We start from the raw sequence: 26,128 nt of genomic DNA, 5'->3' as shown, positions 1-26,128 counted from the left end.
GGAGCCGCGATGCCGAAGAGCACCAAGCCGGGCCACGCGGCCGGTGCGCCCCTGACGATCGAGCTGCTGGGGTCGTTCCGGGTGCTGCTCGATGGTCACCAGGAGACGATCCCCGCTGGCCGGCAGCGGGCGCTCCTCGCGGTGCTGGCGGTGTCGCCAGGCGAATTCGTGTCGATCGAACGGATCGCGCAGGCTGTGTGGGGTGAGCAGCGGCCGGCCAGCACCAAGGCGAGCGTGCACACCCTCGTCACCAGGCTGCGCAGCCGGATCGGCGCGGACCGGATCGACACCACACCGTCCGGCTACCGGCTGGCCGTGGCGCCCGAATCCGTAGACATAGCAAGGTTTCTCGCTCTCAACTCCGCTGATTCGGACGCGTTCCAGGAGGCACTCGAGCTCTGGCAGGGCGATCCGTTTGCCGGAGTGGACTCGGCCTACCTGCACGAAGTCGTCGGCTCGACGTTGACCGAGACCTACCTCCAGGCCGTCGAGCGGAGCGTCGATGACCACCTGTCGGCCGGCCGCACACCCGACCTGGCAGGTCAGCTGCCCGCCCTCGCGGCCGCGCATCCCTTCCGTGAGTCGTTGTGGCAACGCCTCATCCTCATGCTCGACCGCTCGGGGCGGCCCGCCGAAGCGCTCCAGCGGTACGACGAGATCCGCTCCCGCATCGCCGAGGAGCTCGGCACCGACCCCGGCCCCGAGCTGAGGCGCGTCCACGCGGACCTGCTCGCCGCCGACCGGACCTCGAGCTCTTCGACGCCTTCGGTGCCGCGCCAGCTGCCCCTCGATGATCCCCGATTTACAGGCCGCACAACGGAATTGGCCGAGCTAGACCAGCTCGCCGACCGTACGACGGACGCCGGCCACGTCGTCCTCGCGGTCGTCCACGGGATCGGTGGAATGGGCAAGACCACACTCGCGGTGCACTGGGCGCGCCAGGCGAGGGAGCGGTTCCCGGACGGTGACATCTACATCAACCTGCGCGGCTTCGGCTCGACCGCACCGGTCGGCCCGGCTGTCGCGCTAGAGCGGCTGCTGCGCGCGGCCGGTGTACCCGGCGATCAGGTCCCAACCGACGCCGAAGAACGCAGCGCTCTCTGGCGCACCACCCTCGCCGACCGACGCATGCTCGTCATCCTCGACAACGCCCGTGACGCTGCTCAGATCCGACCGTTGCTACCCGGGTCCGGAAGCATGGTCATCGTCACCAGCCGCAATCGGCTCAGCGGCCTGGCAGCGCTCGAGGCCGCCGTCCAGCTCCATCTGGACCAACTCAGCCCCGATGACTCAAACGCCCTGCTGAACCGCGCGATGACCACAGCCGACGCCTCGACGGATGACCAGGCGCTCGCGGAGCTCGCGGACCTGTGCGGCCATCTCCCCCTGGCCCTCGTCCTCGCCGCCGTCCGAGTCGCGATCGAACCCCAGCGGGGGCTCGCCGGCATCACCGCCGACCTGCGCGACGAACGTCACCGGCTTGCAGTGTTCGAGACCGACGACGACGCGGCGATGACCGTACGCGCGGTCTTCGCGTCGACGTACCAAGCCCTCTCCGACGACGCCGCACGGATGTTCCGGCTCCTCGGCCTTCACCCTGGCCTGCGGATCAGTATCGAGGCGGCTTCCGCCCTCGCCGACGTCCCAACACCCGTAGGCCGTCGACTGCTGGGGCGTCTCGCGTCGACCCATCTCGTCGAACCCCGCGACCACCAGTACGGCATGCACGACCTGCTGCGGACGTACGCCGCCGAGACCTGCGAGCAGATCGACGCCAAGGCCGACCGAGAAGCAGCTGTCGACCGGCTCTACAACCACTACCTCGCCACGGCCGCGACGGCGATGGACGCAGCAGTGCCCCATGAACGGCGCTACCGCCCTTCCATGGACGGCGCACCTGGCGGGCTCGACTTCGCGACCGCTGACGCCGCCTTCGAATGGCTCGACAGTGAGCTGCAGAATCTGATCGCGATAGCCCGATCTGCCGACGAAAGCGGTCGGCCCGAGCTCGTGATTCGCCTGGCCCTGACGTTGTACCGCTACGTGCACATGCGCGACCACCTCGCGGACGGGCAGACGTTGCATACGCTCGCTCGGGCGGCTGCTGGACGACTTTCCGATCGTGGCACGGACGCCGTCCTAGCCCTGCACCTTGGCACCTTCAGCGAGCTCGTCGGTGATGAGAAGGACGCTGTGGAGCATTTCCGCGCCGCCCGCGAAGGATTCGCGGGCACGGGTGACCGCTGGGGTGAGGGACTCGCGTGCTACCGGTTGTCCTGGAACATGTCTCTGATCGGTGACTACGACAACGCATTGGAGCTGGGGGAACGAGCGTTGTCTCTTGGCCTAGCCATCGAGGATGAGATCCTGCAGGCTTATGCGCTGAACACGCTCGGTGGGGTGCTGCACCTACTCGGCCGCGACGAGGAGGCGGAGGACTACTGCCGGCGTGCCCTGCAGCTGCGGCGTCAGATGGACGATCCAGCCGGCGAAGCCGACACCCTGAGCAATCTCGCGATGGTGTGTGGCCACCTGGGTCGTCTCGAAGAGGCAAAGGACCTGTATCGGAGGGCGTTGGCGCTCACCCGGACCACGGGTTTCCGCAGCGGCGAAGCCACCGCATTGCTTCACCTTGCAGAGCTCGATCGCCGCGCCGGCGCTCACCGCGCAGCGATCGAGCAGACGGTGCTGGCCCTCGCCATCTACGACGAGCTCGGTACGCCGGAGGCCGATGCCGTACGCGCTCAGCTCGCCGAGCTCGAGGCGCAGGCGTGACTCGGGAGTTGGCCTACTCGGCGGCGCACGGCAGGGTGCCGCTGCGCAGCGCATGGTCGTCGTCGTTGTCGTCATCCGCCCACACCACTGGCTTGTGGCCGTTGGCGCACATCGACTGTGGGCCGATAGCAAAGCCCTCGTTGTTGTAGTTGGACATCTCGCCGGGCCGGTCGTAGGTGGCGGTCACGGCGAACGCGCCCTGGTCGTTGACGTCGAGGACCTTGGACTGCCCTTCGCAGGTGTCATCGCACACCGACCACAGGTGCCCGGTCTCCGGTTCGAACTCCAGCTCCATCACGGCGGGGAGACCGGTGTCGACGGTGGCGACACGGGTGTAGCCGCTCCCTGCCAGGTCGAGCGCGTAGGCGTACACCCCGCCGTTGGACTCGAGTCCGACGAGGTAGAGGCCGCTGCCGTGGTTCGGATAGGCCGACGGATCGTAGGCCGCACCGCTGTGCTCGTCGCGGAAACCGTGGCTGACCAGATACGAGTCGGGCACCCAGGTGATGCCTTCGATCCCGGTGTTCGGGTCCGACTCGGGCAGATCGGAGGTGAGGTCCCACTCACCGGTCGCGTTGAGCGAGTCGGAGGAGGAGGTCGGGTCGAACCGCAGGATCTTCTGCGAGCTGGCGTCCTCGTTGCCGTTGTCGCGCTCGGTCGCGGCGAACAAGCCATCCGCCGTGGCGACGACACCCTCGGCGTCGGGATCGCCCTCGCCGTCCGAGTAGTGCAACGCGTGGCCCTCCCCGTCGGGCGCCCAGGTCCCGCCGTCCTGCTGGAGGCGGTAGAGGGTGCCCGGACCGTTCTTCACGGCCCACAACACGTCCGGGCTCTCGAAGGCCAAGCCGCTGAGGTTCTTGCCGAAGACGCCCGAGCCGTCGGCCACGGTCACCGAGGAGTCGCCCGGCCACGCGCCGTCGGCGGTCCCGGCGACGCTCTCGTCGGCCGCGCCGACCAATCCGGTTGGGACCAGACAGGCCACGCTCAGCAACCCCAGTGCGATGTGCCGCTTCGTCCTCATGTCGTGCCCACGTCCCGTCGCTCGCTCGGCTCATTGGCTGGGCGATCAACCCTGCCACGGCCGTTACCCGAGATGGCGATCGCCGATCGGCGCTGTCAGGACCGTCCGGATCAGCAGCCCTGACACAGATTTTTGGGCTTGTCAGGCAACCCCGCCAGCACCCCCGGAAACACTGGCCGATTTCCCATTGCAAACGTGTCAGACCCGCGTCGTTCCGGGTGTCTGACAGATCTGACAACACGCAGAGGGGACCGGACGCGGCCGGTCCAGCGTCAGCGTTGGTGCCCTCGGGGCAACCACACGACGCAAAAGGGGAACACGATGAAGATCTCGACACGAGGCAAGGTGGCCGTCCTGGTCGCCGGTGCAGTGTGTATCGGCGGACCGGCGACGACGTCCATCGCGGCCAACTTGAAGCACGACGGTGGCGCCAAGACCACCTTCAACGAGAAGCGCATCCCGGGTCCGGCCGGTGACCCAGTCGACGCCTTCGGCAACACGCAGGGCAAGTCGGCGCACGGCAAGAAGATGCTGATGCTCTCGACCAAGTCCTGCGGCCCGACCGCGAGCGACAAGGCGATCGCCCGGAAGATCAGCTCGAAGGTCAACGGCTCGCGCCTCGACGGTGTCGACGCAGGTCAGGTCGCCTGTGCCCGCCTCATCCTGAAGGCCACCAAGAGCAAGGGCCTGAACTCCCGCGCCGGCTGGATCGCCTTGATGACCGCCGCGGCGGAGACGACTTTCCACAACTACAACGGTGGCGACCGGGACAGCATGGGCCTGTTCCAGCAGCGTCCGAGCCAGGGCTGGGGCACCCCGGCACAGGTGACGAACCCCGACTACGCGACCAAGAAGTTCCTGTCCGTCATGCAGCAGTTCTACCCGAACGGCAAGTGGAAGACCGGCAGCAAGAACGACATCGCGCAGGCCGTCCAGCGCTCCGGTGTGCCGGACGCGTACGGCAAGGAAGAGGGCGCGACCAAGGTCATCCTCGACGCCCTGTGGCCGGGCGGTGGCGGCCCCAACCCGGGCCCGACCAACCCGTACACCCCGGGCAAGATCTGTGGCTCCGGCTACAAGGTCATCGACTCGCAGGCCCTGGGCAAGTCCGGCCGCGCGTACCTGCTCTACAACTCCGGCAACGGCAAGAACTGTGTGACCACGCTCAAGGCCACCTCGCTGGGCAAGAAGAGCGCGGTGTCGTCGTTCCTTGAGGTCAAGGGCGCCAAGCGCAGCACGGACTCCGGCAAGTTCTCCTACTACGCCGGCCCGATCAGCAAGTCCGCATCGGGCAAGTGCGTCAAGTGGGGCGGCTCGGTCGGCACCGCGGCGTACACCAGCAAGTTCGAGCACTGCGGTTGAGCGGCGGTGTCACCGGCTCCGAACGCCTCGGCGTGACGAGCCGGTGACCGCCGGCAGGATGTACGCCCTCCGAACGTCACGGAGGGCGTTTCCTGTGCCCTGGGGCCGATTTTCGGGGGCACAGGGCGCGGACACAGCGGCCACAGCGCGGGCACAGGCGGGGCGCGAAACGTACGGGCCACACCTCCCCGACCACGAAGGACGTTGCGATGACCCAGCCCGGCCCGGCCGACCTACCCCACCAGCTGACCGTGGTGCCCGCGCAACCCGCGCGCTGGTCGGCTGCCAAGACTGCGACTGCTGCCGCCATCGTGATCGGGCTGAGCTCGGCGGGCGCGATCGGCGCGGCAGTCGCGCTCCCTCAGGAGCAGAATGCCGGCGGCTTCCCCGGACGGGTCATCCAAGGCCCCGGCGGCATACCCGCCCAGTAGCCCACCACCCGCTGGTCGAGTAGCCGGAGCCGTTAGCCCCACCGCTGGTCGAGTAGCCGGAGCGTTAGCGGAGGCGTATCGAGACCAGGTGCCCGCGCGCGGCTGGTCTCGATACGGCTCGCCCTGGGGGCTCGCCTACTCGACCGGCGGTTCCGGGCTCGCCTACTCGACCGGCGTGGTCGCTCAGGAGCGGCGGCGGCCCTTGACCTTGGACTGGAGCGCGGCGAGCCTCTCGAGCTGGTTGGGCTTGCCGTTGCGGACGTCCGCGCCGGCCTGCTTCATCATCCGGTCGTAGATCGGGTGGCTGAACCGCTTGCCGTTGTAGGCAGCCACGCCGTCCTGGTCGGTCAGGATGATGAACTTGCGCCGCTGCATCGCGTCGTACGCCTTCGCCGCCACCTGTTCCGCCGAGCGCGGTGCCTTGGTGATCAGGTTGACAGCGGTCTCCTCCATCTCGACGTCCTTGCCGGCCAGCGACTCGGCCAGGTTGGTCCGGAAGAACGACGGGCAGATCACCGAGACGTCGATGTTCCACGGCGACAGCTCGTAGCGCAGCGTCTCCGACAGCGCGACCACACCGGCCTTCACCACGTTGTACGCCGACATGCTCGGCGCGTGCACGAGCCCGGCCAGCGAGGCGGTCGAGACGATGTGACCGCTCCCCTGCTCCTTCATCATCGGCACGAACGCGCGAATGCCCTTGACCACGCCCATCAGGTTGATGTCGATGATGCGGTCCCAGTCATCGAGCGAGGTGACGTCGATCCGGCCGCCGACCGCGATGCCGGCGTTGTTGACGAGCAGGTCCAGACCGCCCCAGGTCGACTCGACCCAGTTGCGTACCTCGTCCCAGCCCTCCTCGTTGCGGACGTCGAGCTGGCGGTAGAGCACGCCGTCAGGCAGCGCACCCTCGGGCGCCTGCTCGTGCACGTCGATCGCGAGGACGGTCGCGCCGTCGGCGACGAGCCGCTGCACGAGAGCCAGCCCGAGGCCAGAGGCGCCACCGGTCACGAGAGCGCGCTTGCCGGCGTACGACTGGGGCTGCTTGCGGGTCAGGGAGAGTGCCATGCCCTCACCGTACCTACTGAACCGTAACTTCGGGCGGCGCCCAGCTCAGGAGCTGCGTCCGGGAACCGCTCTCTTGGACTGGTTCCACCCGGCCTCAGCGAGGTCCAGGACGCCCACGATCGCCAGCACGACGCCCAGCGGACGGCCGCGGAACCAGAGAAACTCCGTGTCGGGCAACGCGAGCGCGAGCACCAGCCCGCCGATCAGGAAGACCACACCGATAAGAACCTTCATGCCATCCATGCTGCCGCCGACGGCCACCTGAGCACATCCGCCGAAAGCAGGGGGGCCGGTCGACTTCCGGAGGAGGGCGCGGGGCCCGCGCAATGGCCATAAGGTGAGCGTCCATGGCCAGGAGTGCGGCGCCGCCGAAGGACGACTACGATCACCTCCAGGCTTCCGCGGTCCGAGCCACCGTCGTACGCCTGCAGCACCGCATCATTGCTCGCTTCCCCGACCGCAACCTGCGCGAGGTGGCCGGCAGGCTCGTCAATGTGGTCGACCAGGTGGCAGCCGGGTCCGAGCACGCGCGGCGCCGAATCACTATGGCCCGCAGGCTTTCTCGCGTGGGCATCGCGATCGCGGTGCTCGTCACCGTCGCCACGCTCTACCTCGCGCTGAGGGGCGCCATCGACCAGCGCCCGTCGCAGTCGTGGGAGTGGGTGCCACTCATCGAGAGCACGATCAGCGACCTCGTGTACGCCGGCATCGCCGTCTTCTTCCTCGCTGCGGTGCCGAGTCGGCTGGAGCGCGGGGCCACCCTCGCCTACCTCCACCGTCTGCGATCGCTGGCCCACGTCATCGATATGCACCAGCTGACCAAGGACCCGGACCGCATTCGCAGCGACTTCCAGCGCACGGACGAGTCGATCGACCTGAAGATGACGAAGACCGAGCTGGCCAACTACCTCGACTACTGCTCCGAGATGCTCAGCCTCGTCGCCAAGACCGCCGCGCTGTGCGCCGAGGACACCACCGACAGCGTGGTCCTGGACACCGTCAGCACCATCGAGCAGCTCACCACCGGGATGTCGCGCAAGATCTGGCAGAAGATCTCGCTCCTGCAATGACCGCGTGCTCCGTCACGAGGTCGGGCGCTGCACCTGCGGTCCGACGTCGTCGGCGTTGTACGCGGGGTCGCGGATGCCGACGTGGCGAACCCCGGTGAGGTGCCCGCCGAGCACGCCGGCGGCCGTGGCGGGGACCGATGCTGCCAGCCCCAGGCCAACTCCCACGGCGTATCGCCCGCGGCGTCGAGCGACGTACGAACCGGCGAACAGCACCATGGCGACACCGTTCAGCGCGGCGTGAGCTGTGGCCACGCGCGACTCCGGTCGGGGAATCTGATCCCACTCGGCGACGCCGGTAAGTGCGGTCGGCAGCGCGCTCAGCGTGCCGATGCCGAGCAGCTGCTGAGCGGAGCGGCGCGCGTCGGGCCCGCCGATCACGTCCAATGTCACCGCTGAGGTCCAGAAGCCGATCGGCAGGTCAGTGAGCGCCGGATGGATCGCATGCCCCAGCGTCTTGCCGAGCGTCCACCGATCCAGCGGTGGCCGCGCCAGTGCTCGGGACAACGGCGCCATGACGCGACCTGCGGCGTCGGCCGCGCGCCATCCCTCGAGCCAGCGTGCCGGCTGGGCGGCGAGCGGGAGTGGCGTACGCCGGACCGGCTCCACGTCCGGGAGCCGGTCGTTCGGGAGCGGGACGTTCGACACCGGCTGGTCGGGATGCGTAGTCGCCATGCTCCTGTCATACCCCGCGCGCTGCCCCGGCGGGCGGACGCGCTGGATCCCGTTGCCAAGCAACGTGGTTGGCGCCTGCAGACCTATCTGAACGCGAGCTGCCCATGGGCCGACGCCGCCACCAGGTCGAGTAGGACGAGCCCCCTCGGCGAGGCCGTATCGAGACCCCTGTCGGCGTGGCAACCTGTGATATCGGCTGGCAGTCAGCATGATTCGAGAGATGACCACGCTGGTACGCCGCGTCCAGGGGTCCGCGCGATCCGACGCGGACCAGCACACGGCGGCCCAGACGGGCACGTTCCGGCCGGATATCGAGGGTCTGCGCGCGATCGCCGTCGGTCTGGTGATGCTCGCGCACGCTGAGGTCCCGGGCCTGGACGGCGGATTCATCGGGGTCGACGTCTTCTTCGTCATCTCCGGCTTCCTGATCACCGGGCTGCTCTACCGCGAGATGCGATCCACGAGACGGCTGTCTCTGATGCGCTTCTGGGCACGTCGAGCCAAGCGGTTGCTGCCGGCTTCGGCGGTGGTGCTCGTGGCCACGGCGCTGCTGACCCTGATGCTGGTGCCGAGCACCCGCTGGTCCTCCATCGGCGGCGACCTGATTGCGTCCGCGCTGTACGTCGTCAACTGGCGGTTCGCGGACCAGTCCGTGCAATACCTCGCCACCGACACCGCGGCCTCGCCGGTCCAGCACTACTGGTCGCTCGCGGTCGAGGAGCAGTTTTACATTCTGTGGCCGCTGCTCATCCTCGGATGTGCTTGGTTCGCAAGGCAGTTCGGTCTCCGGCTGCGCACGGCGATGATCAGCGGCATCCTCCTGGTCATCGTGCCGTCCCTCGTCTGGTCGATCTACGACACCGCCAGCTCGCCCGCACCGGCCTACTTCGTCACCCCGACTCGCCTGTGGGAGCTCGGGATCGGTGCTCTTGTCGCTCTCTTCGCTCCGTTCTGGGCGAAGTCCACGCGCGGTGCCGCGACGATGCTCGCGTGGGGCGGACTGGTGACGCTGGTGCTGAGCGCGCTGACCATCACCCAGCAGATCGCCTGGCCCAGCTCCAATGCGCTGATGCCCGCGTTGGCCACGGCCGCCGTGATCGCGGGCGGTTTCCGCGCCCGCGAGGAGGGGCCGCTACGGCTGCTCGGTCGTCCTCGTCTGCAGCGGATGGGCGCGCTGTCCTACAGCCTCTACCTCTGGCACTGGCCGCTCGTCGCCATCGCCACAGCGCGGTGGGGCGAGCTGGCGTGGCCGGTCACGCTGCTCATCGTCATCGCCTCCACCGGTCCGGCCTGGCTGACGTACGTCATGCTCGAAGACCCGGTACGCCGGGCCGCGCTCCTCTCCCGGCTGCCTTCTGTGGCGCTCGCGGTCGGTGCCACGTGCACGGCCGTCGGCGTGACCGCGGGGGTCGCGCTCAACTCGTTCGCGCAGGCCCAGATCGCCGAAGCCTCCCCCGCGGAGGCGAAGGGCGCGGGCGCGGCGGCGGCCCCGGTCGCACCGCCGACGCCGTCTTCCACCTGGACGCCCTCGTTCGGGATCCCGAGTAGCAAGACGTCTGCCACCTCCACCGCGAAGCCGAGCCCCACCGGCCCGCCTCCCGTGAACGCCGTCCTCGCCCGCCCGCCGGCCGCAGGGTCGCTCGACCTCACTCCGACCTCCATCAGCCCGGATCCGCTGCGGGCAACCACCGACCTGCCCAAGCACGCGTGCCTGACCTCGCCCGAGTCGACGAACGTGCGCCGCTGTGAGCTCGGCAACCGCAAGGCCACGACGACCGTGGCGCTGGTCGGTGACTCCAAGTCCGACCAGTGGGTCGATGCGATGGACCGGATCGCCCGTGTCCAGGGCTGGCGGCTGGACGTCTACACGAAGGCAGGCTGCGCCTTCAACGCGGAGACGATCTACCGACCCTCGCAGGGGCGCTATGTGCAGTGCACGGCCTGGTCGGCGTCCGTGCTCGCGCAGCTGACCGGAGCTCACCGCCCAGCGGCGGTCCTCGTGTCCGGGCAGGAGGCGTACGCCATGCCGCCCGGCGGTCAGGCGACGCGGACGCACATGGCCGACGGATACGTCACTCAGTGGAACCGCTTGAAAGCCAAGGGAATTCGCGTCGTAGCGTTGACCGACGTGCCTACACCGGACGCGTCGACCGTCGACTGCGTGTCGTCGCACCGTAAGAAGCCGAACAAGTGCACGTTCGTGCGCAACGCGGGCCTCGGCACACCCGCTCTGCAGGCGGCGACCAAGCGCGCCGGCGTACCGCTGATCACGCTCAACGACTGGGTCTGCCCGCAGGCCGCCTGCCCGGCGGTGATCGGCAACGTGCTCGTCTACCGGTCCGGCAACCACATCACCGCTACCTATGCAATGACGCTGGTCGAGGTGCTGCGCGCCCGCCTGGTCCCCGCCTTCGGCACCCTGCCCACGCCCGCTGGTTGAGCCGGGCGAGCCGCTAGGCGAGGCCGAGTCGAGACCTACGGCAGGACGGTCGGTTGATCTCCACCGATCTAGGCATCGATCCACATCTCGCTGACCGCCCGGTCCGGGCCGTGGCTGCTGACCGGCGCCCCGGCGTCGTCGGCGCACCCGGTGCTGAGCAACGGGCCCGCGATCAAGCCACCGGCCACAGCCGCTCGCCACAACCGATCGATCACGGTCCGCGGCCCGCGCGGTCCCTCCCACTCCGACATGCCTTCAGGGTGCTCCCGCAACGTTGCTCCTAGACGGCTCGAGATCGAACCGTCACCTGAGCCCGCCCTGCACGCTGGGTGTGAATGGGTGTTCCGGAGAAGTACAACGACGTTGCGGAGATAGGCAACCTTGTTGCGCTTCTTCGCAGACCAGCTCAGCGGTCCGGCGCGACACGCCGGTCAGGCCCGAGGACTGCCGGGTCAGGCGCGGCCCTTCGAGCTGACCTACGGCATCACCGTCTGCAGGGCACCTCCGAGCTCGGTGGGCCCAGCCGTGACTCGTCCCGCCGGTGGGTTGCCCGTACGCCTCACCACTCCTGCGCCACCAGGGCTCACCACCTTGCGCGCGCCCAAGGGCGACTCGAGCTGTACGCGGTCGCGGAGCGGGAACCCGACCTTCACGTCGTACTTCCCACCGTCGTCATCGACCAGGGTTGCGGTCACCTGCACCGTCGCGGAGTTCTCCACGACGTTGAGCGTGCCGATTCGTTCATCGATGCCGCCGGTCACCTCGGCCGTCAGCTGCTGCCCGGACGCGTCGATCCAGTAGGCATCAATCCACATCTCGCGGCTGACCGGGCCGCCATCGTCCGAGCACCCGGCGCCGAGGAGGACGCTCGCCGACAGCGCGCTGATCGCAAGAGCACTCTTCAGCCGGTTGGACGTACGCGACATCCCGCCCCCGTCCTTCGCCCGAGGGCCCAGCATGCGCCGCGGAACAGCGCACCGCGCCCACCCGATGCCCAACTGTCACCTGATCCCGACTCACCGAAGCGCAGTTCTGGCATGGGAACGCAGGTAGAGCTGCGTCCGGATGCCAGAAGTGCGCGGGTGTCGCGGGCCGGCAGCGCGGGTGTCGCGGCGGGGGGCTCAGTCGAGGAGGGCGCGGATGTCGTCGGCGGTGATCTTGCCGGACATCGCACCACCGTCGTCGATCACCCGGTCGAACAGGTCACGCTTGCGGTCCTGCAGCGCGACGACCTTTTCCTCGATCGTGCCGCGCGACACCATCCGGTAGACCATCACCGACTTGTCCTGACCGATGCGGTGCGTGCGGTCGATGGCCTGCGCCTCGGCGGCAGGGTTCCACCAGGGGTCCATCACGAAGACGTAGTCGGCCTCGGTGAGCGTCAATCCAACGCCGCCGGCCTTCAACGAGATCAGGAACGCATCGGCGTCGCCGCCCTTGAACTCCTCGATCATCGCCGTGCGCGCCTTGGCCGTCATGGTCCCGTCGAGGTAGCACGTGCCCAGGCCCGCGTTGCCCAGCGCCGACTCGACCAGTCGCAGGTAGGACGTGAACTGGCTGAACACCAGCGCCCGGTGCCCTTCCTGGCGTACCTCGCGCAGCTGGTCGACCAGCGCAGTGATCTTGGCGGAGGTTGCGACTCCGGCGTACGAGTCGTCGACCAGCGCGGGGTCGAGCGCGAGCTGGCGCAGTCGCGTGAGGGAGGCGAGGATCGCCACGCGGTTGGCCTCGGGCTCGCCGAGCAGCCCCATGATCCGCTGCCTCTCGCGCGAGAGGTGCTGCTCGTAGATCCGCGCGTGCACCGGGTGGTGCGGGACCGACATCACCTGGATCTGCTTCTCCGGCAGATCGGCCGCGACCGCGGACTTGGTACGCCGGAGCATCAGTGGCCGGATCCGTCGCCGCAGCTGGTCGAGCAGCTCCGGGCGCTCACCCGACTCGATCGGCTTGCGGTAGGCGATCGTGAACTGCTCGGGCCGCGGGTAGAGGCCCGGTGCCGTCAGCGACAGCAGCGACCACAGGTCCATCAGTGAGTTCTCGAGCGGTGTGCCGGAGATCGCCAGCGTGAACGGCGCCCCGATCCGCCGGGCTGCCTGATATGTCTTGGACTGGTGGTTCTTGACCATCTGCGCCTCGTCGAGCACGAGGCCGCGCCAGCGCTGGCCGTGGAACGCGTCGGCGTCCAGCCGCAGCACGGCGTAGGAGGTCACGACGACATCGGCGACCGCGGCCACCTCCGCGAGGCTCGCGGTGCGCTTCTTGGACGTCTCGGTCACCTGCACCACGGTCAGCGACGGCGCGAACTTCGCGGCCTCGCTCGCCCACGTGCCGACGACGGACGTCGGCGCGACGACGAGCACCGGCCCCGCCTCGCCGCCGATCTCACCGGCCTCGGCCGCGCGCGCGAGCATCGCCAACGTCTGGACGGTCTTGCCGAGGCCCATGTCGTCGGCAAGCACGCCACCGAGTCCGGTGTCCCACAGCGTCGACAGCCAGGCGAACCCGTCCTCCTGGTAGGGACGCAGCTGAGCCTGGAAACCGGTCGGCATCTCGGGGGTGACGATCTTGTCGAGCTGACGGAGCCGATCGACCGACTGCTCCCAGGCGGAGCACTGCTCGCCGATCACCCCGACGGACACCAGCTCGTCCCACAGCCCGACCTGAAAACGGTTGAGCTGCAATGACTTTGCCTGCGGATCCGCCAGCTCGCGGGCTTCGCCGATCAGGTCACGCAGCCGATGGAGGGCCGGGTGCGCCAGGCTGAACCAGGTGCCCGACTCGAGCACGAGGTGGTCCTCGTCGCGCGCGAGCGCGGTGAACAGCGGCTCGAACGGCACCTGCTCCTGGTCGATCGTGACCGTGACGTGCAGGTCGAACCAGTCGCTGGACTCCGACTCAGCCGTGCTGAGCTGGATCAGCGGCTCGGCCGTCGACTGCTCGAACGGCGGCAGGTCATCGACCAGCTCGACCTCGACGTTGTCCCGGCCACCCAGCTCGTCCAGCGCGAGCGTCAGCCGCACGGCGTCCATGCCTGTCAGGCGTGTGCTGCCGATGGGCCAGAAGCCAATGCCACCAATGGGTTCGAGCAGTCCGAGCTCGTGCAGCGGTTCGTTCAGCGACTCGACCAGGGCACGCTCGTCGCCCCGCCTGCGACCCTTCATCGACGAACCCAGCCCGACGGGCACAAGGTGACCCTCGCCGTACAAGAACGACAGCTCCACCCGCACCGCACCTGTTGACGGCGACCCGGCACGCACATGCAGTCGTACGCCGGACGCAGCCTCTCCCCGCCCCGCGACCGTGGCGCCTCGCAGGGGCGTCCGCTCCCGCAGCCGCGGTAGGTAGATCGCCTCGAACTCGGGCACGTCATCGGCCGGGATGCGCAGCGGCGGTCGGTCCAGCAGGTCGGACGTGAGCTCGTCGGGCGACTCGGTGAGCGGGATCAGGGTGAGGTGACCGCCGTCGATGACCGCGACGCCATGAGCCGGCACCCCGAGGAGGTGACGCGACGCCTGAGGCGCCGCGTCGGACACGAGTCGAAGGTGTCGACCCGATCCCTGGCCGGCGGCGTCCTCATCGGTGGTCGTGTGGTCCAGCAGCATGTGGTCGAGCTGCGAGCCGAGCATCAAGCCGCCCTCGTCGTCCCGGTCGATCGTGAGACCGACGTCGGCCGGCTGCTCGGCCAGGACAACCTCGTCCAGGTCGTCGTGCGGCGACGGCACCAGCTCGATGCCCGCCGCGACCGCCCGTGCCAGCAGCGGCCACACGGCTGCTGGCAGGTCATGCAGCGACACGGTCGGTCCGCGCGAGGCGAAGCGCCACGCCTTGTCCTGCTCGACCATCGCGTGCAGCTCACGGATCGCCTTGAGCTGACGCGGGTCGGACGTCCGCTCGGTGTGCCGATAGACGAAGTCCGCCCAGCCGGCCGACTTGGACCAGCGGCCCGTCTTGGTACGCCGCGTCGGGCTCACCTCGATGTGGGTCCGCGGCGTGCTGTCCCGCACCGATGTCGCCCGACGTCGCACAGAGACGAAGAGACCGAGCTGTGGGTGCCGCTCGGACACCGGCTCGGGCGCGGTCTCGACCAGGCTGGCGAGCGCGGCGCGCCAGGGCTGACGCGACTCGGTCGGCTCAGTGGACGGGTCGGCCACCAGCGCCTCGCGCGCGGTCATGATGACGGCGACGACGTGCTTGCAGCTGACCTGCACCGGGCAGCTGCACCGGCCCGACCACTCCGGCTCACCGGCGACGTCGCGACCGCTCGCGGTGATCATCGTGGAGTACGGGTTGGGCCGGCTGCCCGCGACCACCGCCAGCAGCATCCGGCCCTGGTCGCCGGTGGTGATGGACGTGACCCGCTCAGCGTCGAGATATCCGAGTCCGCGCTCGAGCGCGAGATCACCGCAGATCCGCTCGATCCCGGGGTCACTGACGCGCCGGACCCACCCGGCTGCCGAGACTTCGTACCCCTCACTCACGACACCGACGGTAGACCGGACAACCGACACCCTGTGGGAGGTGTCCGGGGTGTGTGGACAACCCCTCGACGCAGGCGGGGATGTGGACCAATCGGGTCCCGGGCGCGCCACCGCCGACCGATACTGAGCCATGGGGGACGAGGTCACGAGCTGGCCCAAACGGATCATCGCGATGGCGCTCTGTCTCATCTGCGTCGGCAGCTGCGCCATCGCCGCCAAGACCCTCTTCCTGGACGGCGCACCTCCGAGGAGCGCCGGCCCACGCGTACCCGCCGGTTATGTCGTCACCGGCGGAGACACATACCCGGAGTCGGAGCACACCGCCGCGCGCAAGTGGGTCGTGCAGGGGCCACCTGGGACCACCGCCGCCCAGGTCGTGGACCAGCTCGGCGGGACCACGCGGCGCTGCGGCCATGTAAGCCTGGTCGACTGGCGGCGCTCCTGTCGGTGGGCAGAGGTGTCCGGAGTTCGGGCCGAGTACATCGTCGCTGTGAAGGTCTGGGGCTGACATCTGAGGAGCGCCCCAAGACCGGCCGACGGGGTGGTCGAGATCACCCCCGGAGTGGTCGGGAGCAGGCGCAACCAGGCGTAGAATTTATTTCGTCATCGAAATATTTGCTGGCGAAGAGTCCAGCACCGAAGGAGATCCCGTCATGACCGCCCTCGCGCAGGCCTTCCGTAGCCACCGTGAGTCCAGCCGCAACCGCCGCGCCATCGCCGAGGCCATCCAGAACGCCTCCAGCCCCGCGATGCGCTCGGACCTGATCGCCGCCCTGCAGCGCTCCGAGGACAGCCGCGCCGCCTGATCGGCTCGCCTCCCCAAGGCCCGCCTCACCAGAGGCCAAACGACACCAAGGCTCTCGTCCCATCGGACGAGAGCCTTTGCGTTGCCCTCAGCCGGCCGCAGCTCGCGCAACCGCAGCGGTCGTGACCGGAAGCGACTCGTACCCGCGCAGGATGCGGGTCGGTCGTCGTACGCCGGTGCCGGACGTTCGCAGGTCGGGGTACCGGTCGTACAGCATCTCCAGGGCGATCGACGTCTCCAGCCGCGCGAGGCCGGCCCCGACGCAGTAGTGCACACCCGAGGAGAGCGCGAGGTGATCGTGCGCGTTGGCGCGCGCGACGTCGTACCGGTGCGGCTCGGCAAAGACCGCAGGGTCTCGGTTGGCGCAGGCGAGCATGACCATGAAACCGGTCCCCTGTCGTACGGGCATGCCGGCGATCTCGACGTCCTCGGTCGCCCGGCGGAACGTCATCTGCACCGGCGAGTCGTAGCGCAGCGTCTCCTCGGTCGCGTTGACCCACAGGTCAGGTCGGGCGCGCAGCACGTCGAGCTGATCGGGGTTGGCGGACAGATGAACCACGGCGTTGCTGATCAGGTTGACCGTCGTCTCGAAGCCGGCGCCGAGCACGAGCAGCCCGGTGAACGCGATCTCGGTGTCGGTCAGCGCATCGTCGCCGGACAGCGTCGCGAGCCGGCTGAGCAGGTCCTCGCCGGGGTGTTGGCGCACGCGAGCGATGTGCGCGTCGAACCAGGTACGCAGCTGGCGAGTCGCGTCGCGCGCCGCCTTGTAGTCACGCCACGACAGACCTGGATCGAGCAGCATCGCGCCCTTGTTGCCCCATTCGAGCAGGGAGGGACGCATGGCAGCGGGTACGCCGAGGAGGTCGGCGATGACGCGCAGCGGCACCTGCGAGGAGAAGTACTCGACAAGGTCGAAGTCCGGGCTGTCAGGGATCTCGGACAGCACCTCGTCGACGATCTCCCGCACGCGGTCCTCGAGCCGGCTCACCGAGCGGGCCGCGAACTCGCGCGTGACCAGCCGGCGGAAACGGGTGTGCCGAGGCGGGTCGAGCGCGAGCAGCGCAGGCGGGTCGGCGGGCCCAGGGGCGGCAGGGTCGAACACCGCGAGCGATAGCTTGACGAGCGGTCCCGGCAGACCACCGCGACCCTGAGCCATGCCGAACGACGGGCTGCGCAGCACCGAGGACACCGCCTCGTGCGTGGTGACCGCGCTGATGCCCAGCCCGTGGATGACCGGCGCCGTCGCGCGCACCTGGTCATAGACGGGGTACGGATCCGCGCGGACGTCCGGGTCGAGCTGGAGCCGGATGAACGGGTCCTCGGGACTGCGTCGTCGGCCGGCGCGGAGAGCGACCCGAGTGATGCCGTGATCGATCATCCACGAGCCGGCGACGCGGGCGCGGCCCAGGGCCGGGACACGAGCGGGGGCAGCAGTCACGAGAACGTCCTTCGGCGGGAGTGGCTGTTCACTACGGATGTAGTGTAACCCTCGTCACGTCCGATTTGGGAGTGATGCGGTAGTGCAGCACCAGGAACGGGATCCCGAAGAGCCAGAACGCATGCTCCGCGCGCAGTGCACCCGCGTCGTCGACATAGACATCGAGCTCCTCGCCGAACCCGAGCACACCGAGGGCGGTGAGCTCTCGCGACTCGGGGTCGACGTACGTCAGGTAGTGGCCGGGCTGGTCGAGGTCGCTGCGGCTGGTCAGGACCAGTCCGCCGCCGGACCGGGCACGCGGGAGCAACGTGGCGGTGAAGCTCGACTGCGGCAGCGGGAACCCGACGCTGACGTAGCCGCGGTCCGCGTCCCGGTACGTCGTGTAGATGCCTACGTAGATCGGCTCGTCGGTGTCGGCGTACGACCGGATCCACCCTCGTACGGCGATCGCATCGTTGCCCTCCGCGGTGATGGTGTCGATGCGGCTGCGGACGCCGCGTCGCGTCTCGCGCTCGTTCATCGGCACGCTGGCCTGACCGAGCGGACGGGCGACGGCGTAGCGGTAGAGCAGGTAGCCCGGGCGTACCCACTGACGCCACTCCGGGACGATGTCGAGCGTGAATCGCGTTGTGTGCTCATAGAACTCGCGCACCAGCGGGTCAACGGTCGCGGGATCGAAGTCCGGTCCGGCCAGGTCGTCCAGTGACGCGACGATGCCGATGTCCTGCACCTCAGCCTCGTACGTGCCGCCGAGTGCGCGGGCCAGCTCACGGACGTAGCCGGTCCCGACATACCGGCTGCGCGACTCCAATGGGACGACAAAGGGGAGGTCCGCCGCCTGGACGCGTTCGGCGAGCAGGCTGACCTGCTCGTCGCGGAAGGTCACGGCGGAGATGGTCCGGAAGGCGAACACGGTCGCCGCCGACACCACGGGTGCCCGCGGACTGCGTGGGCGCGAGAGGCCGCCGACCACGAGGCCGACGAGCGGACCGAGCGCGACCTTCTGCGGGCGTACGCCGAGTCCCCCGGCAACCATGCCCGTCACCGCACCGACCACGCGTGGATCGACCGAGCGCGACACCGGCCACGTCGGCAGTGACGCCAGCGCTGTGGACACGGCGATGCGCTGCCAGAGCGCGGGGATCTCGCCGGGCCGCTGCCGGGCGCGAGCGACGGCTTCACCCGCCGCGAGCGCCGTGCCGGCGACTGCAGCACCGAGCAATCGAGCACGCAGGCTGCGGGGTCCGACGAGCGCTGCGCCGGCGAGTGCACCGATGAGGGCGGCGGTCCCGACCTGCTCACGGAGCTGCGGCTCGTGCGTCACGCATGCAACCTAACCGGGCCGGCGCACCCCCGTCAGCGCATCAGGCGTGGTGCCGGCCCATGGGGACGACCAGCGGAGTCTGGGACACCGGATCGGGCACAACCTGGCAGCGCACCCCGAAGACTTCCTGCACGTTCTCCGCGGTGACGACCTCGTGCGCATCGCCCTCGCAGAGCACCTGGCCGCCGGACATCGCGATCAGGTGATCGGCGTAGCGCGCGGCGAGGTTGAGGTCGTGCAGCACCATCACGACGGTCGACCCGCGGTGGTTGAGGTCAGTGACCAGGTCCAGCACCTCGACCGCATGCGCGATGTCGAGGAACGAGGTCGGCTCGTCCAGCAGGAGCAGGTCCGTCTCCTGTGCCAGCACCATCGCGATCCAGACCCGCTGACGCTGCCCGCCGGACAGCTCGTCGACGTTGCGGTGCGCCAGGTCGAGCGTGCCCGTCAGCGTGAGCGCCGATGCGACGGCCTGGTCGTCGGACTTCGACCACTGCTTGAACAGCCCGTGGTGCGGGTGCCGTCCGCGGCCGACGAGCTCAGTCACCGTGATGCCCTCGGGTGCCAGTGGAGACTGCGGGAGCAGCCCGATGATCTGGGCGACCTCGCGGGTGGAGCGCTCGTGGATGCTGCGACCATCGAGCAGGATGGTGCCGTCGGTCGGCTTCAGCAACCGCGAAAGTCCCCGCAGCAGAGTCGATTTGCCGCATCCGTTGGCGCCGACGATCGCCGTCACCTTGCCGGGCGGCACCTCGACCGACAGGCGCTCGAGCACCGCGCGGTCGCCGTACGACAGGGAGACTTCGTGCGCGACCAGCCGACTCGGGTCGGTCACCGTCTCGGACATGCCTTCAGTGTCGCCGACGGCACGCAGCTGTGTGGTGGTCATGGTCTATCCGTCCTTGATGGTGCGGCGCGAAGCGATCAGGAGCCAGAGCAGGAAGGGTGCGCCGGCAATGCCGGTGACGACGCCGACCGGCAGGTTGGAGGCGCCGAACAGGTAGGCGCCGACATAGTCCGCGGCCACGACGATGCACGCCCCCACGAGAGCCGCGATCGGGATCGAGGGCCGACCACCGTTGAGACGCCTGGCGATCGGGCCGGCGAGCAGCGCCACGAACGAGATCGGCCCGACCACCGATGTGGTGATGGCGATCATCAGCACCACAGCGCCCATCAGGAGCGCGCGGGTCTGCGTCGCACGTACGCCGAGCCCTTGGGCCGCGTCGTCGCCGAGCTCGAGCATCTGCAGCCGGGGTGACATCGCGGCGACGACCGGCAGCAGGATCGCCACCGTGACGGTGACCCGCAGGATCTCCGACCAGGTGACCGAGTTGAGGCTGCCGGTCAGCCAGACCATCGCGTCCTGCGCCTTGTAGACGTCCGTCGTGGTGAACACCCACTGGATAACTGACTGCAGGGCGGCCGCGAGTCCGATGCCGACCAGGATCATCCGGTAGGTCGCCGCGCCCTTGCTGCCCGAGAGGAACAGCACCGCACACGCCACGGCGAGCCCGCCAAGAATGGCGACGAGAGCGAGCGGCAGCCCGTCCATGCCGAACACGGTCATCGCGACCACCGCGGCGGCCGACGAGCCCATCGTCACGCCGATCACGTCGGGGCTCGCGAGCGGGTTGCGCAGCATCGACTGGAACACCGCACCCGATGCGCCGAACGCCAAGCCGGCCAGCGTCGCCATGACGGCTCGGGGCAGCTTGGACTCCATGACCTCGAAGGTCGCGACCGGGATGTCTGCTCCGAACAGGATGCGGAAGAAGTCAGGGATCGTGACGGTGAAGTCGCCCAACAGCACTCGTGCGGCAAACAGCCCCAGCCACAGCGCGCCGATCGCCACCAGCACCAGCAGGTGTCGTCGGCGGACCCGGCGTCGAACTGTGCGTACGACGGTGGCCGCCTCGGACTTCGTTGTCTCCGAGGGAGATTCGAGCGTCTCGAGCGCCATCAGCGCACTCCCATCCGGCGCACCAGGAAGATGAGGACGGGCGCACCGATCACGGCGGTCATGATGCCGACGGACACCTCAGCCGGTGGCGTCACGACACGTCCGAGCGTGTCGGCCAGGATCATCAGCACGGGCCCGCCGAGCAACGAACCCAACAGGATTCGGCGGTAGTCCGGCCCGACGAGTAGCTGGACGACGTGCGGCACGACCAGACCGACGAAGGCGATCGGGCCGGCAACGGCCGTGGCAGAGGCACACAGGATGACGGCACCGAGCGCTCCAACCGCACGGCCGACCATCACGCGCTGGCCAAGCGCACGCGCGAGGTCGTCACCGAGAGCCAGCGCGTTGAGGATGCCGCCCATGATCAGGCAGAGCACGAAACCGATTGCAAACAACGGGAGTACACCAGCGACGGCACCCATGTCGCGACCGCTGACGCTGCCCACCTGCCAGAACCGGAAGACCTCCAGCGTCTCGCTGCTGCTCACCATGATGCCGGCAGTGATGCTGGTCGCGCCGGCCGTCAGGGCCGCGCCCGCGAGCGCCATGGTCACCGGCTGCGGTCCGCGCGGACCGAGGCTCGCGACGGCGTACACGACGACAGCGGCGACGGCCGCGCCCAGCAGGGCGAGCCACACGTACGCCGCCATCGTGGTCACGTCGAACCAGTAGATGCCGAGGATGACCGCCAGTGCCGCACCCGAGTTGACGCCGAGGATTCCCGGGTCTGCCAACGGGTTTCGGGTGATGCCCTGCATGACGACACCGGCGATGGCGACGGCGGCTCCGACCAGGACGGCCACCAGGGTGCGGTCGACGCGTGAGTCGATGACGGCGTACGCCTGGCTCCCGTCATCGGACCCGAAGAGGTGCGTGAACGCGTCAGGCAGGGAGACGAAGTGAGCGCCAATCATCAACGACAGCACCGCTGCTCCGAGGATGGCGGCAAGCCCGACTCCGACGATCGAGGCCGGAGACCCCAGACGCGCAGACCGGCCCCGGCCTGCCGCAGGGGCAGTCCGGGGCTCGGAGACTGGCGCTTGAGTCACTTGGCCTTCGCAGCGGCCTCGGCCAGCTTGGGCAGGAAGGTCTTCATGCCAACCGGCAGCGACAGGGGCGTCGGGCTGGACATGGTCAGCGTCGCGGGCTGGTCCGGGTTCGCGAAGTACGCGCCCGTCTTGAGCGCCGGGATCTTGCCGAGCAGCGGGTTCGCCTTGACCTGAGCGTCCTGGCCGGGCTTCTCGATGTCGAAGATGACGACGTCGGCGTCCACCGTGTTGGCCTTCTCCGCCGAGATGTCGACGCTGAACTGCGAGGTCTTGCCGGCCATCTTGGTGATCACCGGCGCGGTCTTCAGACCGAACTCGTTCAGCAGGCGCGGCCGGTTGTCGAGCGGTGTGTAGGCGCCGAACTTGGTGAGGTCGGTCGGTGTGAACCAGATCCACGCGGCCGTCTTGCCCTTGAGCGCCGGGTACTTCGCCACCGCGTCGGTGATCGTTTTAGTGGTCGAGGTCTCCACGGTCTTGGCCTCGGCCGTCTTGCCGACCGCCTTGCCGATCATCTGGAGCGACGTCTGCCACGAGGTGCCGTACGGCGCACCCGGGTAGGCGATGACCGGCGCGATCTTGGAGAGCTTGGCGTACTCGTCCTTGGTGAGGCCGGAGTTGGTCGCCAGGATCAGATCGGGTTGCACCTTGTTGATGTCGGCGATCGGAGCGCCGTCCGCGTCGCTGTAGCGCACCGGCTGCTTGCCACCCAGCGACGCGAGCTTGCTGTCGAACCAGCTGGTCGAGCGGTTCTTGTTGCCGCCCCAGTCGATCGCGGTCGCGCCGACGGGCACGACACCCAGCGAGAGCGCGGTGTCGGCGTCGGACCAGCCGAGGGTGGCGACGCGCTGGGGCGCGCTCTTGATGGTCGTCGTGCCGAGGGCGTGCTTGATGGTCACGGGGTACGACGCGGGCGCGGCTCCGGCGCTGCTGCTCGCCGCTGCGGGCGCCTGGCTCTCCTCTTTGTCGGCCGGGCCGGTCGAGCAGCCGGCGGCGAGGGTCGTGGCCGCGGCGGCAGACAGAAGGGCGATGAAGGAACGGCGCTGCACGGTGTCTCCAGAGTGTTCAAGGCAAGGTAAGGCTTCGGTAAGTAAGGGCAGACTAACAACATCAGTTAGGTTAGCCCTACCTAACTACGGGTCGTGTGAGCATCACCACGGCCAGCCACCCGCATTCTGAGGAGAACCATGGCCAAGAAGGGCTGGCAAGGCGCCATGCTCAAGCTGTACCGCGGTAAGGACTTCACGTTCACCGTCGTCAGCTCCGAGCAGGTCACCGACCACTACCTCCGCGTTCGGCTGCGCGGAGGCGGACTGCTGGTCGAGCAGGAGTGGTACCCCACCGTGTGGGTACGGCTCTGGTTTGACCACCCCGACAACAAGATCCACCAGCGCGCCTTCACCGTGATCGAAGCGGACGCCGAATCCGATGAGTTCACACTGGAGTTCGCGCTGCACGACGGCATCTCCTCGCGCTGGGCCAAGGCCGCCCAACCCGGCGACGAGATCGAGGCGACGCTGCTCGCGACAGGGTCGACCAGCGGTAAGGCCGAGACGTTCGCGCTGCCCGAGCCCCTGCCTGCTGTCGCCCTGCTCGCCGGCGATGCGGCATCGCTCCCGGCGGTCAACAGCATCCTCGGCGCGCTCGGTGACGTGCCCGCCCACGTCTATCTCGAGTGGGTCCACGAGTCCGACCGCGACCTCCCGTTGCACACTCGCTCGATCGATCAGGTGACCTGGGTACGCCGCGAGCGCGACGGCGAGGGCATGGTCGAGGCCGTCGGCAAGGCGTTCGCAGGGATCGGGCTACCGCCTGAGCAGTTCTTCTGCTTCGCGGCGTGCGACGCCAAGAGCACCCGCTCGATCACCAAGTCCTTCAAGGAGTTCGGGATCCCCAAGGACCGGATGAAGACCCAGGGCTACTGGCAGCCCTGACCCGCTCACCGGTACGACGACCGATTACGTCCGGCTCCGGAGCCCCATCGCCGGTCGAGTAGGCGAGGGTCGAGTAGGTGAGGAACGAGCCGTATCGAGACCAGAGGCGTATCGAGACCCGGTGACCGCGTGCGCCTGGTCTCGATACGCCTCCGCTAGCGCTCCGGCTACTCGACCAGCGGGGATGGCTACTTCTTGGGGACCTCGCGGTCGAGCTCGGCGAGCCAGGCGGCTGCGCTGGCGTCTGAAGGCATCCGCCAGTCACCGCGCGGCGACATCGAGCCACCGCCAACGACCTTGGGACCGTTGGGGATTGCCGACCTCTTGAACTGGTTGGCGAAGAACCGCTTGATGAAGACTTCCAGCCACGAACGGATCGTCGCGACGTCGTACGCCGTGCGCTTGGCTTCCGGGTAGCCCGCCGGCCAGTCGCCGGTGGCGGCGTCCTTCCAGGCGTGGTGCGCGAGGAACGCGATCTTGCTCGGGCGCGCACCTTGCCGGTGGACGTGGAACAGGTTGAAGTCCTGCAGGGCGTACGGGCCGATCGCGTCCTCGGTCGACTGCGGCTTGTCGTCGTCCTTGCTCGGCACGAGCTCGGGACTGATCTCCTGCTCGACGATGTCCTGCAGGACCGTGCCGACCTTCTTGTCGAAGATGCCTTCCGAGATGACCCAGCGAATCACGTGCTGTATCAACGTCTTTGGGATACCTGAGTTGACCGTGTAGTGCGACATCTGGTCGCCGACACCGTAGGTGCACCAGCCGAGGGCGAGCTCTGACATGTCGCCGGTGCCGAGGACGATGCCGCCGTGCATGTTGGCCAGACGGAAGAGGTAGTCGGTGCGCAGGCCAGCCTGGACGTTCTCGAACGTGACGTCGTAGACCTCCTTGCCGTCGCCGAACGGGTGCTTCATCTCCTTGAGCATCTGCGTCGCAGCGGGCTTGATGTCGAGCTCTTCGAAGGTCACGCCGAGCTGCCGAGAAAGCTTGGTGGCGTTGGACTTCGTGCCCTTGGAGGTTGCGAATCCAGGCATCGTGTAGGCGAGGATGTCCGACCTCGGCCGGCCGAGCCGGTCCATCGCGCGGGCCGCGACGATCAGCGCGTGGGTCGAGTCGAGGCCGCCCGAGACCCCGATGAGGATCTTGGGCTGACCGATCGAGGTCAGCCGACGCTCGAGCCCGGAGACCTGGATGTTGTACGCCTCGTAGCAGTCCTGCGCGAGACGCGCCTCGTCGTCGGGCACGAACGGGAAGCGGTCGACCTTGCGCAGAAGTCCGACGTCGCCCTTCGGAGGCGCGAGATCGAAAGCGACAGAACGGAACTCAGCGACGCGACCGGCGTACGTCCGCTTGTTGTCGTCGAACGTCACCTGGCGGAGGCGCTCCTGGACGATCCGGCCCAGGTCGACGTCAACGACCGTCATCGCAGCCTTCTCGGGGAAGCGCTCGCTCTCACCGAGCAGCTCACCGCACTCGTAGACCATCGTCTGGCCGTCCCACGACAGGTCGGTCGTCGACTCCCCTTGTCCCGCAGCGCAGTACGCGTAGGCAGCGCTGTCGCGGTAGGACGCCGAACGGCACATCAGGTGGCGGTCCTCGGCGCGGCCGACGGTGATGGGCGAGGCGGACAGGTTGACCAGCACGGTCGCGCCGGCGAGGGCAGCCTCGGAGGACGGCGGGATCGGGACCCAGATGTCCTCGCAGACCTCGGCGTGGACCACGAGGCCCGGCACGTCGTTCGCAGGGAACAGCAGGTCCGGACCGAACGGCACGTCCTCGCCGCGGAGTCCGATCGTCTGGCCGCGCTGGTCGTCACCGGGAGCGAAGTGCCGCTTCTCGTAGAACTCGCGGTAGTTGGGCAGGTACGACTTCGGTGCGACGCCGAGCACGCGGCCGCGGTGGATGACGACCGCGCAGTTGTAGAGCCGCGTCCCGTGCAGCAGCGGTGCACCCACCACCAGCATCGGCATGAGGTCCTTGCTGGCGTCGACGATCGTGCCGAGCGCCTCCAGAACGCCGTCGAGCAGCACCTGCTGCAGCAGGAGGTCATCGATCGCGTAGCCCGACAGCGACAGCTCCGGGAACACCGCAACAGCGACGGACTGCTCGTGGCAGGCCCGCGCCTGCTCGAGGATCGCCGACGCGTTGGCCGCGGGGTCCGCCGTCGCGACCGGGACCGTACACGCTGCGACGCGGGCGAATCCGTGGTGATAAGCCGAGTAGAAGTCCACGCCCGGAGTCTGTCACTCGCGCATCCCCACAAGCGAGCACCCACCCCCCGCTGGTCGAGTAGCCGGA

Annotated in this window: 22 protein-coding genes; 8 read left to right on the top strand and 14 right to left on the bottom strand. The window is 68.7% G+C overall.

All coding sequences use genetic code 11. From position 1 onward, the window contains the following. Positions 1-9 precede the first annotated feature (9 nt). A complete protein-coding gene (locus tag VV02_RS04060; protein WP_052590045.1) occupies positions 10-2,775 on the top strand; it encodes an AfsR/SARP family transcriptional regulator in 2,766 nt (921 codons plus the stop codon). 13 nt (positions 2,776-2,788) lie between these two features. On the opposite strand, the gene VV02_RS04055 is transcribed toward VV02_RS04060, so the two are convergent. Continuing rightward, entirely contained in the window at positions 2,789-3,796 is a 1,008-nt protein-coding gene (locus tag VV02_RS04055) for an SdiA-regulated/phytase-like domain-containing protein (RefSeq protein ID WP_083449887.1), read from the bottom strand. Between the two features lie 321 nt (positions 3,797-4,117). Between VV02_RS04055 and VV02_RS26815 the strand changes: the two genes are divergently transcribed. Continuing rightward, complete coding sequence (locus tag VV02_RS26815) at positions 4,118-5,158, top strand: hypothetical protein (RefSeq protein ID WP_179945353.1); 1,041 nt, start codon at positions 4,118-4,120, stop codon at positions 5,156-5,158. Positions 5,159-5,367: 209 nt separating this feature from the next. Then, on the top strand, positions 5,368-5,589 hold the full coding sequence (locus VV02_RS04045) for a hypothetical protein (protein WP_052590043.1): 222 nt from the start codon (positions 5,368-5,370) through the stop codon (positions 5,587-5,589). Between the two features lie 183 nt (positions 5,590-5,772). On the opposite strand, the gene VV02_RS04040 is transcribed toward VV02_RS04045, so the two are convergent. Both VV02_RS04040 and VV02_RS04035 read right to left on the bottom strand, forming a co-directional pair. After that, positions 5,773-6,657 carry an SDR family NAD(P)-dependent oxidoreductase gene (locus VV02_RS04040; protein WP_052590041.1) on the bottom strand — a complete coding sequence of 295 codons (885 nt, stop codon included), beginning with the start codon at positions 6,655-6,657 and terminating at the stop codon, positions 5,773-5,775. Between the two features lie 45 nt (positions 6,658-6,702). After that, on the bottom strand, positions 6,703-6,891 hold the full coding sequence (locus VV02_RS04035) for a hypothetical protein (protein ID WP_157063265.1): 189 nt from the start codon (positions 6,889-6,891) through the stop codon (positions 6,703-6,705). A 113-nt stretch (positions 6,892-7,004) separates the two neighbouring features. Here VV02_RS04035 and VV02_RS04030 point away from each other — a divergent pair, with 113 nt between their 5' ends. After that, positions 7,005-7,727, top strand: a complete 723-nt coding sequence (locus VV02_RS04030) for a hypothetical protein (RefSeq protein ID WP_052590038.1) — start codon at positions 7,005-7,007, stop codon at positions 7,725-7,727. Positions 7,728-7,739: 12 nt separating this feature from the next. Here the strand turns inward: VV02_RS04030 and VV02_RS04025 are convergent, their stop codons facing one another. Continuing rightward, positions 7,740-8,399, bottom strand: a complete 660-nt coding sequence (locus VV02_RS04025) for a DUF2231 domain-containing protein (RefSeq protein WP_052590036.1) — start codon at positions 8,397-8,399, stop codon at positions 7,740-7,742. Positions 8,400-8,619: 220 nt separating this feature from the next. On the opposite strand from VV02_RS04025, the gene VV02_RS04020 reads away from it, so the two are divergent. After that, positions 8,620-10,839 (top strand): acyltransferase family protein, encoded by a 2,220-nt coding sequence (locus VV02_RS04020; RefSeq protein WP_052590034.1) that lies wholly within the window; start codon positions 8,620-8,622, stop codon positions 10,837-10,839. A 68-nt stretch (positions 10,840-10,907) separates the two neighbouring features. Here VV02_RS04020 and VV02_RS04015 read toward each other — a convergent pair whose 3' ends face one another. The 3 genes from VV02_RS04015 to VV02_RS04005 form a co-directional block, all read right to left on the bottom strand. Then, complete coding sequence (locus VV02_RS04015) at positions 10,908-11,090, bottom strand: hypothetical protein (protein WP_052590033.1); 183 nt, start codon at positions 11,088-11,090, stop codon at positions 10,908-10,910. A 225-nt stretch (positions 11,091-11,315) separates the two neighbouring features. Continuing rightward, positions 11,316-11,765 carry a hypothetical protein gene (locus tag VV02_RS04010; RefSeq protein ID WP_052590031.1) on the bottom strand — a complete coding sequence of 150 codons (450 nt, stop codon included), beginning with the start codon at positions 11,763-11,765 and terminating at the stop codon, positions 11,316-11,318. A 195-nt stretch (positions 11,766-11,960) separates the two neighbouring features. Beyond that, positions 11,961-15,317 (bottom strand): DEAD/DEAH box helicase, encoded by a 3,357-nt coding sequence (locus tag VV02_RS04005; protein ID WP_052590029.1) that lies wholly within the window; start codon positions 15,315-15,317, stop codon positions 11,961-11,963. A gap of 130 nt (positions 15,318-15,447) precedes the next feature. On the opposite strand from VV02_RS04005, the gene VV02_RS04000 reads away from it, so the two are divergent. Next, a complete protein-coding gene (locus tag VV02_RS04000; RefSeq protein WP_052590027.1) occupies positions 15,448-15,825 on the top strand; it encodes a hypothetical protein in 378 nt (125 codons plus the stop codon). Between the two features lie 145 nt (positions 15,826-15,970). Further along, a complete protein-coding gene (locus VV02_RS26640) occupies positions 15,971-16,123 on the top strand; it encodes a hypothetical protein (RefSeq protein ID WP_169787635.1) in 153 nt (50 codons plus the stop codon). 87 nt (positions 16,124-16,210) lie between these two features. Here VV02_RS26640 and VV02_RS03995 read toward each other — a convergent pair whose 3' ends face one another. From VV02_RS03995 to VV02_RS03970, 6 genes are read right to left on the bottom strand one after another with little or no spacing between them, the layout of a single operon-like run. Beyond that, positions 16,211-17,560 (bottom strand): cytochrome P450, encoded by a 1,350-nt coding sequence (locus VV02_RS03995; RefSeq protein WP_083449884.1) that lies wholly within the window; start codon positions 17,558-17,560, stop codon positions 16,211-16,213. A 31-nt stretch (positions 17,561-17,591) separates the two neighbouring features. Next, the gene (locus VV02_RS03990) at positions 17,592-18,884 is read right to left on the bottom strand and encodes a hypothetical protein (protein WP_052590025.1); all 1,293 of its coding nucleotides are present in this window, start codon (positions 18,882-18,884) and stop codon (positions 17,592-17,594) included. 40 nt (positions 18,885-18,924) lie between these two features. Then, on the bottom strand, positions 18,925-19,731 hold the full coding sequence (locus tag VV02_RS03985; RefSeq protein ID WP_052596509.1) for an ABC transporter ATP-binding protein: 807 nt from the start codon (positions 19,729-19,731) through the stop codon (positions 18,925-18,927). 45 nt (positions 19,732-19,776) lie between these two features. Next, positions 19,777-20,847 carry a FecCD family ABC transporter permease gene (locus VV02_RS03980; protein ID WP_052590024.1) on the bottom strand — a complete coding sequence of 357 codons (1,071 nt, stop codon included), beginning with the start codon at positions 20,845-20,847 and terminating at the stop codon, positions 19,777-19,779. Beyond that, a complete protein-coding gene (locus VV02_RS03975; RefSeq protein WP_052590021.1) occupies positions 20,847-21,899 on the bottom strand; it encodes a FecCD family ABC transporter permease in 1,053 nt (350 codons plus the stop codon). The genes VV02_RS03980 and VV02_RS03975 overlap by 1 nt, the downstream gene beginning before the upstream one ends. Next, positions 21,896-22,945, bottom strand: coding sequence for an iron-siderophore ABC transporter substrate-binding protein (locus VV02_RS03970; protein WP_052590019.1), 1,050 nt, complete (start codon positions 22,943-22,945; stop codon positions 21,896-21,898). The genes VV02_RS03975 and VV02_RS03970 overlap by 4 nt, the downstream gene beginning before the upstream one ends. A 138-nt stretch (positions 22,946-23,083) precedes the next feature. Between VV02_RS03970 and VV02_RS03965 the strand changes: the two genes are divergently transcribed. After that, a complete protein-coding gene (locus VV02_RS03965; protein ID WP_052590018.1) occupies positions 23,084-23,830 on the top strand; it encodes a siderophore-interacting protein in 747 nt (248 codons plus the stop codon). 188 nt (positions 23,831-24,018) lie between these two features. On the opposite strand, the gene VV02_RS03960 is transcribed toward VV02_RS03965, so the two are convergent. After that, positions 24,019-26,061, bottom strand: a complete 2,043-nt coding sequence (locus VV02_RS03960) for an NAD(+) synthase (RefSeq protein WP_052590016.1) — start codon at positions 26,059-26,061, stop codon at positions 24,019-24,021. Positions 26,062-26,128: the final 67 nt, after the last annotated feature.

It is taken from the genome of Luteipulveratus mongoliensis (assembly GCF_001190945.1).
Taxonomy (GTDB): Bacteria; Actinomycetota; Actinomycetes; order Actinomycetales; family Dermatophilaceae; genus Luteipulveratus; species Luteipulveratus mongoliensis.
This window is presented reverse-complemented; position numbering and strand designations above follow the sequence as displayed.

What these genes read in the sequence shown, in the direction of transcription:
- VV02_RS03980 (WP_052590024.1), bottom strand. Translation starts at nt 20,847, where the DNA reads ATGGCGCTCGAGACGCTCGAATCTCCCTCGGAGACAACGAAGTCCGAG.
- VV02_RS03985 (WP_052596509.1), bottom strand. Translation starts at nt 19,731, where the DNA reads ATGTCCGAGACGGTGACCGACCCGAGTCGGCTGGTCGCGCACGAAGTC.
- VV02_RS04035 (WP_157063265.1), bottom strand. Translation starts at nt 6,891, where the DNA reads ATGAAGGTTCTTATCGGTGTGGTCTTCCTGATCGGCGGGCTGGTGCTC.
- VV02_RS04015 (WP_052590033.1), bottom strand. Translation starts at nt 11,090, where the DNA reads ATGTCGGAGTGGGAGGGACCGCGCGGGCCGCGGACCGTGATCGATCGG.
- VV02_RS04010 (WP_052590031.1), bottom strand. Translation starts at nt 11,765, where the DNA reads ATGTCGCGTACGTCCAACCGGCTGAAGAGTGCTCTTGCGATCAGCGCG.
- VV02_RS03965 (WP_052590018.1), top strand. Translation starts at nt 23,084, where the DNA reads ATGGCCAAGAAGGGCTGGCAAGGCGCCATGCTCAAGCTGTACCGCGGT.
- VV02_RS26640 (WP_169787635.1), top strand. Translation starts at nt 15,971, where the DNA reads ATGACCGCCCTCGCGCAGGCCTTCCGTAGCCACCGTGAGTCCAGCCGC.
- VV02_RS04030 (WP_052590038.1), top strand. Translation starts at nt 7,005, where the DNA reads ATGGCCAGGAGTGCGGCGCCGCCGAAGGACGACTACGATCACCTCCAG.
- VV02_RS04055 (WP_083449887.1), bottom strand. Translation starts at nt 3,796, where the DNA reads ATGAGGACGAAGCGGCACATCGCACTGGGGTTGCTGAGCGTGGCCTGT.
- VV02_RS04020 (WP_052590034.1), top strand. Translation starts at nt 8,620, where the DNA reads ATGACCACGCTGGTACGCCGCGTCCAGGGGTCCGCGCGATCCGACGCG.
- VV02_RS04045 (WP_052590043.1), top strand. Translation starts at nt 5,368, where the DNA reads ATGACCCAGCCCGGCCCGGCCGACCTACCCCACCAGCTGACCGTGGTG.
- VV02_RS04000 (WP_052590027.1), top strand. Translation starts at nt 15,448, where the DNA reads ATGGGGGACGAGGTCACGAGCTGGCCCAAACGGATCATCGCGATGGCG.
- VV02_RS04025 (WP_052590036.1), bottom strand. Translation starts at nt 8,399, where the DNA reads ATGGCGACTACGCATCCCGACCAGCCGGTGTCGAACGTCCCGCTCCCG.
- VV02_RS04040 (WP_052590041.1), bottom strand. Translation starts at nt 6,657, where the DNA reads ATGGCACTCTCCCTGACCCGCAAGCAGCCCCAGTCGTACGCCGGCAAG.
- VV02_RS26815 (WP_179945353.1), top strand. Translation starts at nt 4,118, where the DNA reads ATGAAGATCTCGACACGAGGCAAGGTGGCCGTCCTGGTCGCCGGTGCA.
- VV02_RS04060 (WP_052590045.1), top strand. Translation starts at nt 10, where the DNA reads ATGCCGAAGAGCACCAAGCCGGGCCACGCGGCCGGTGCGCCCCTGACG.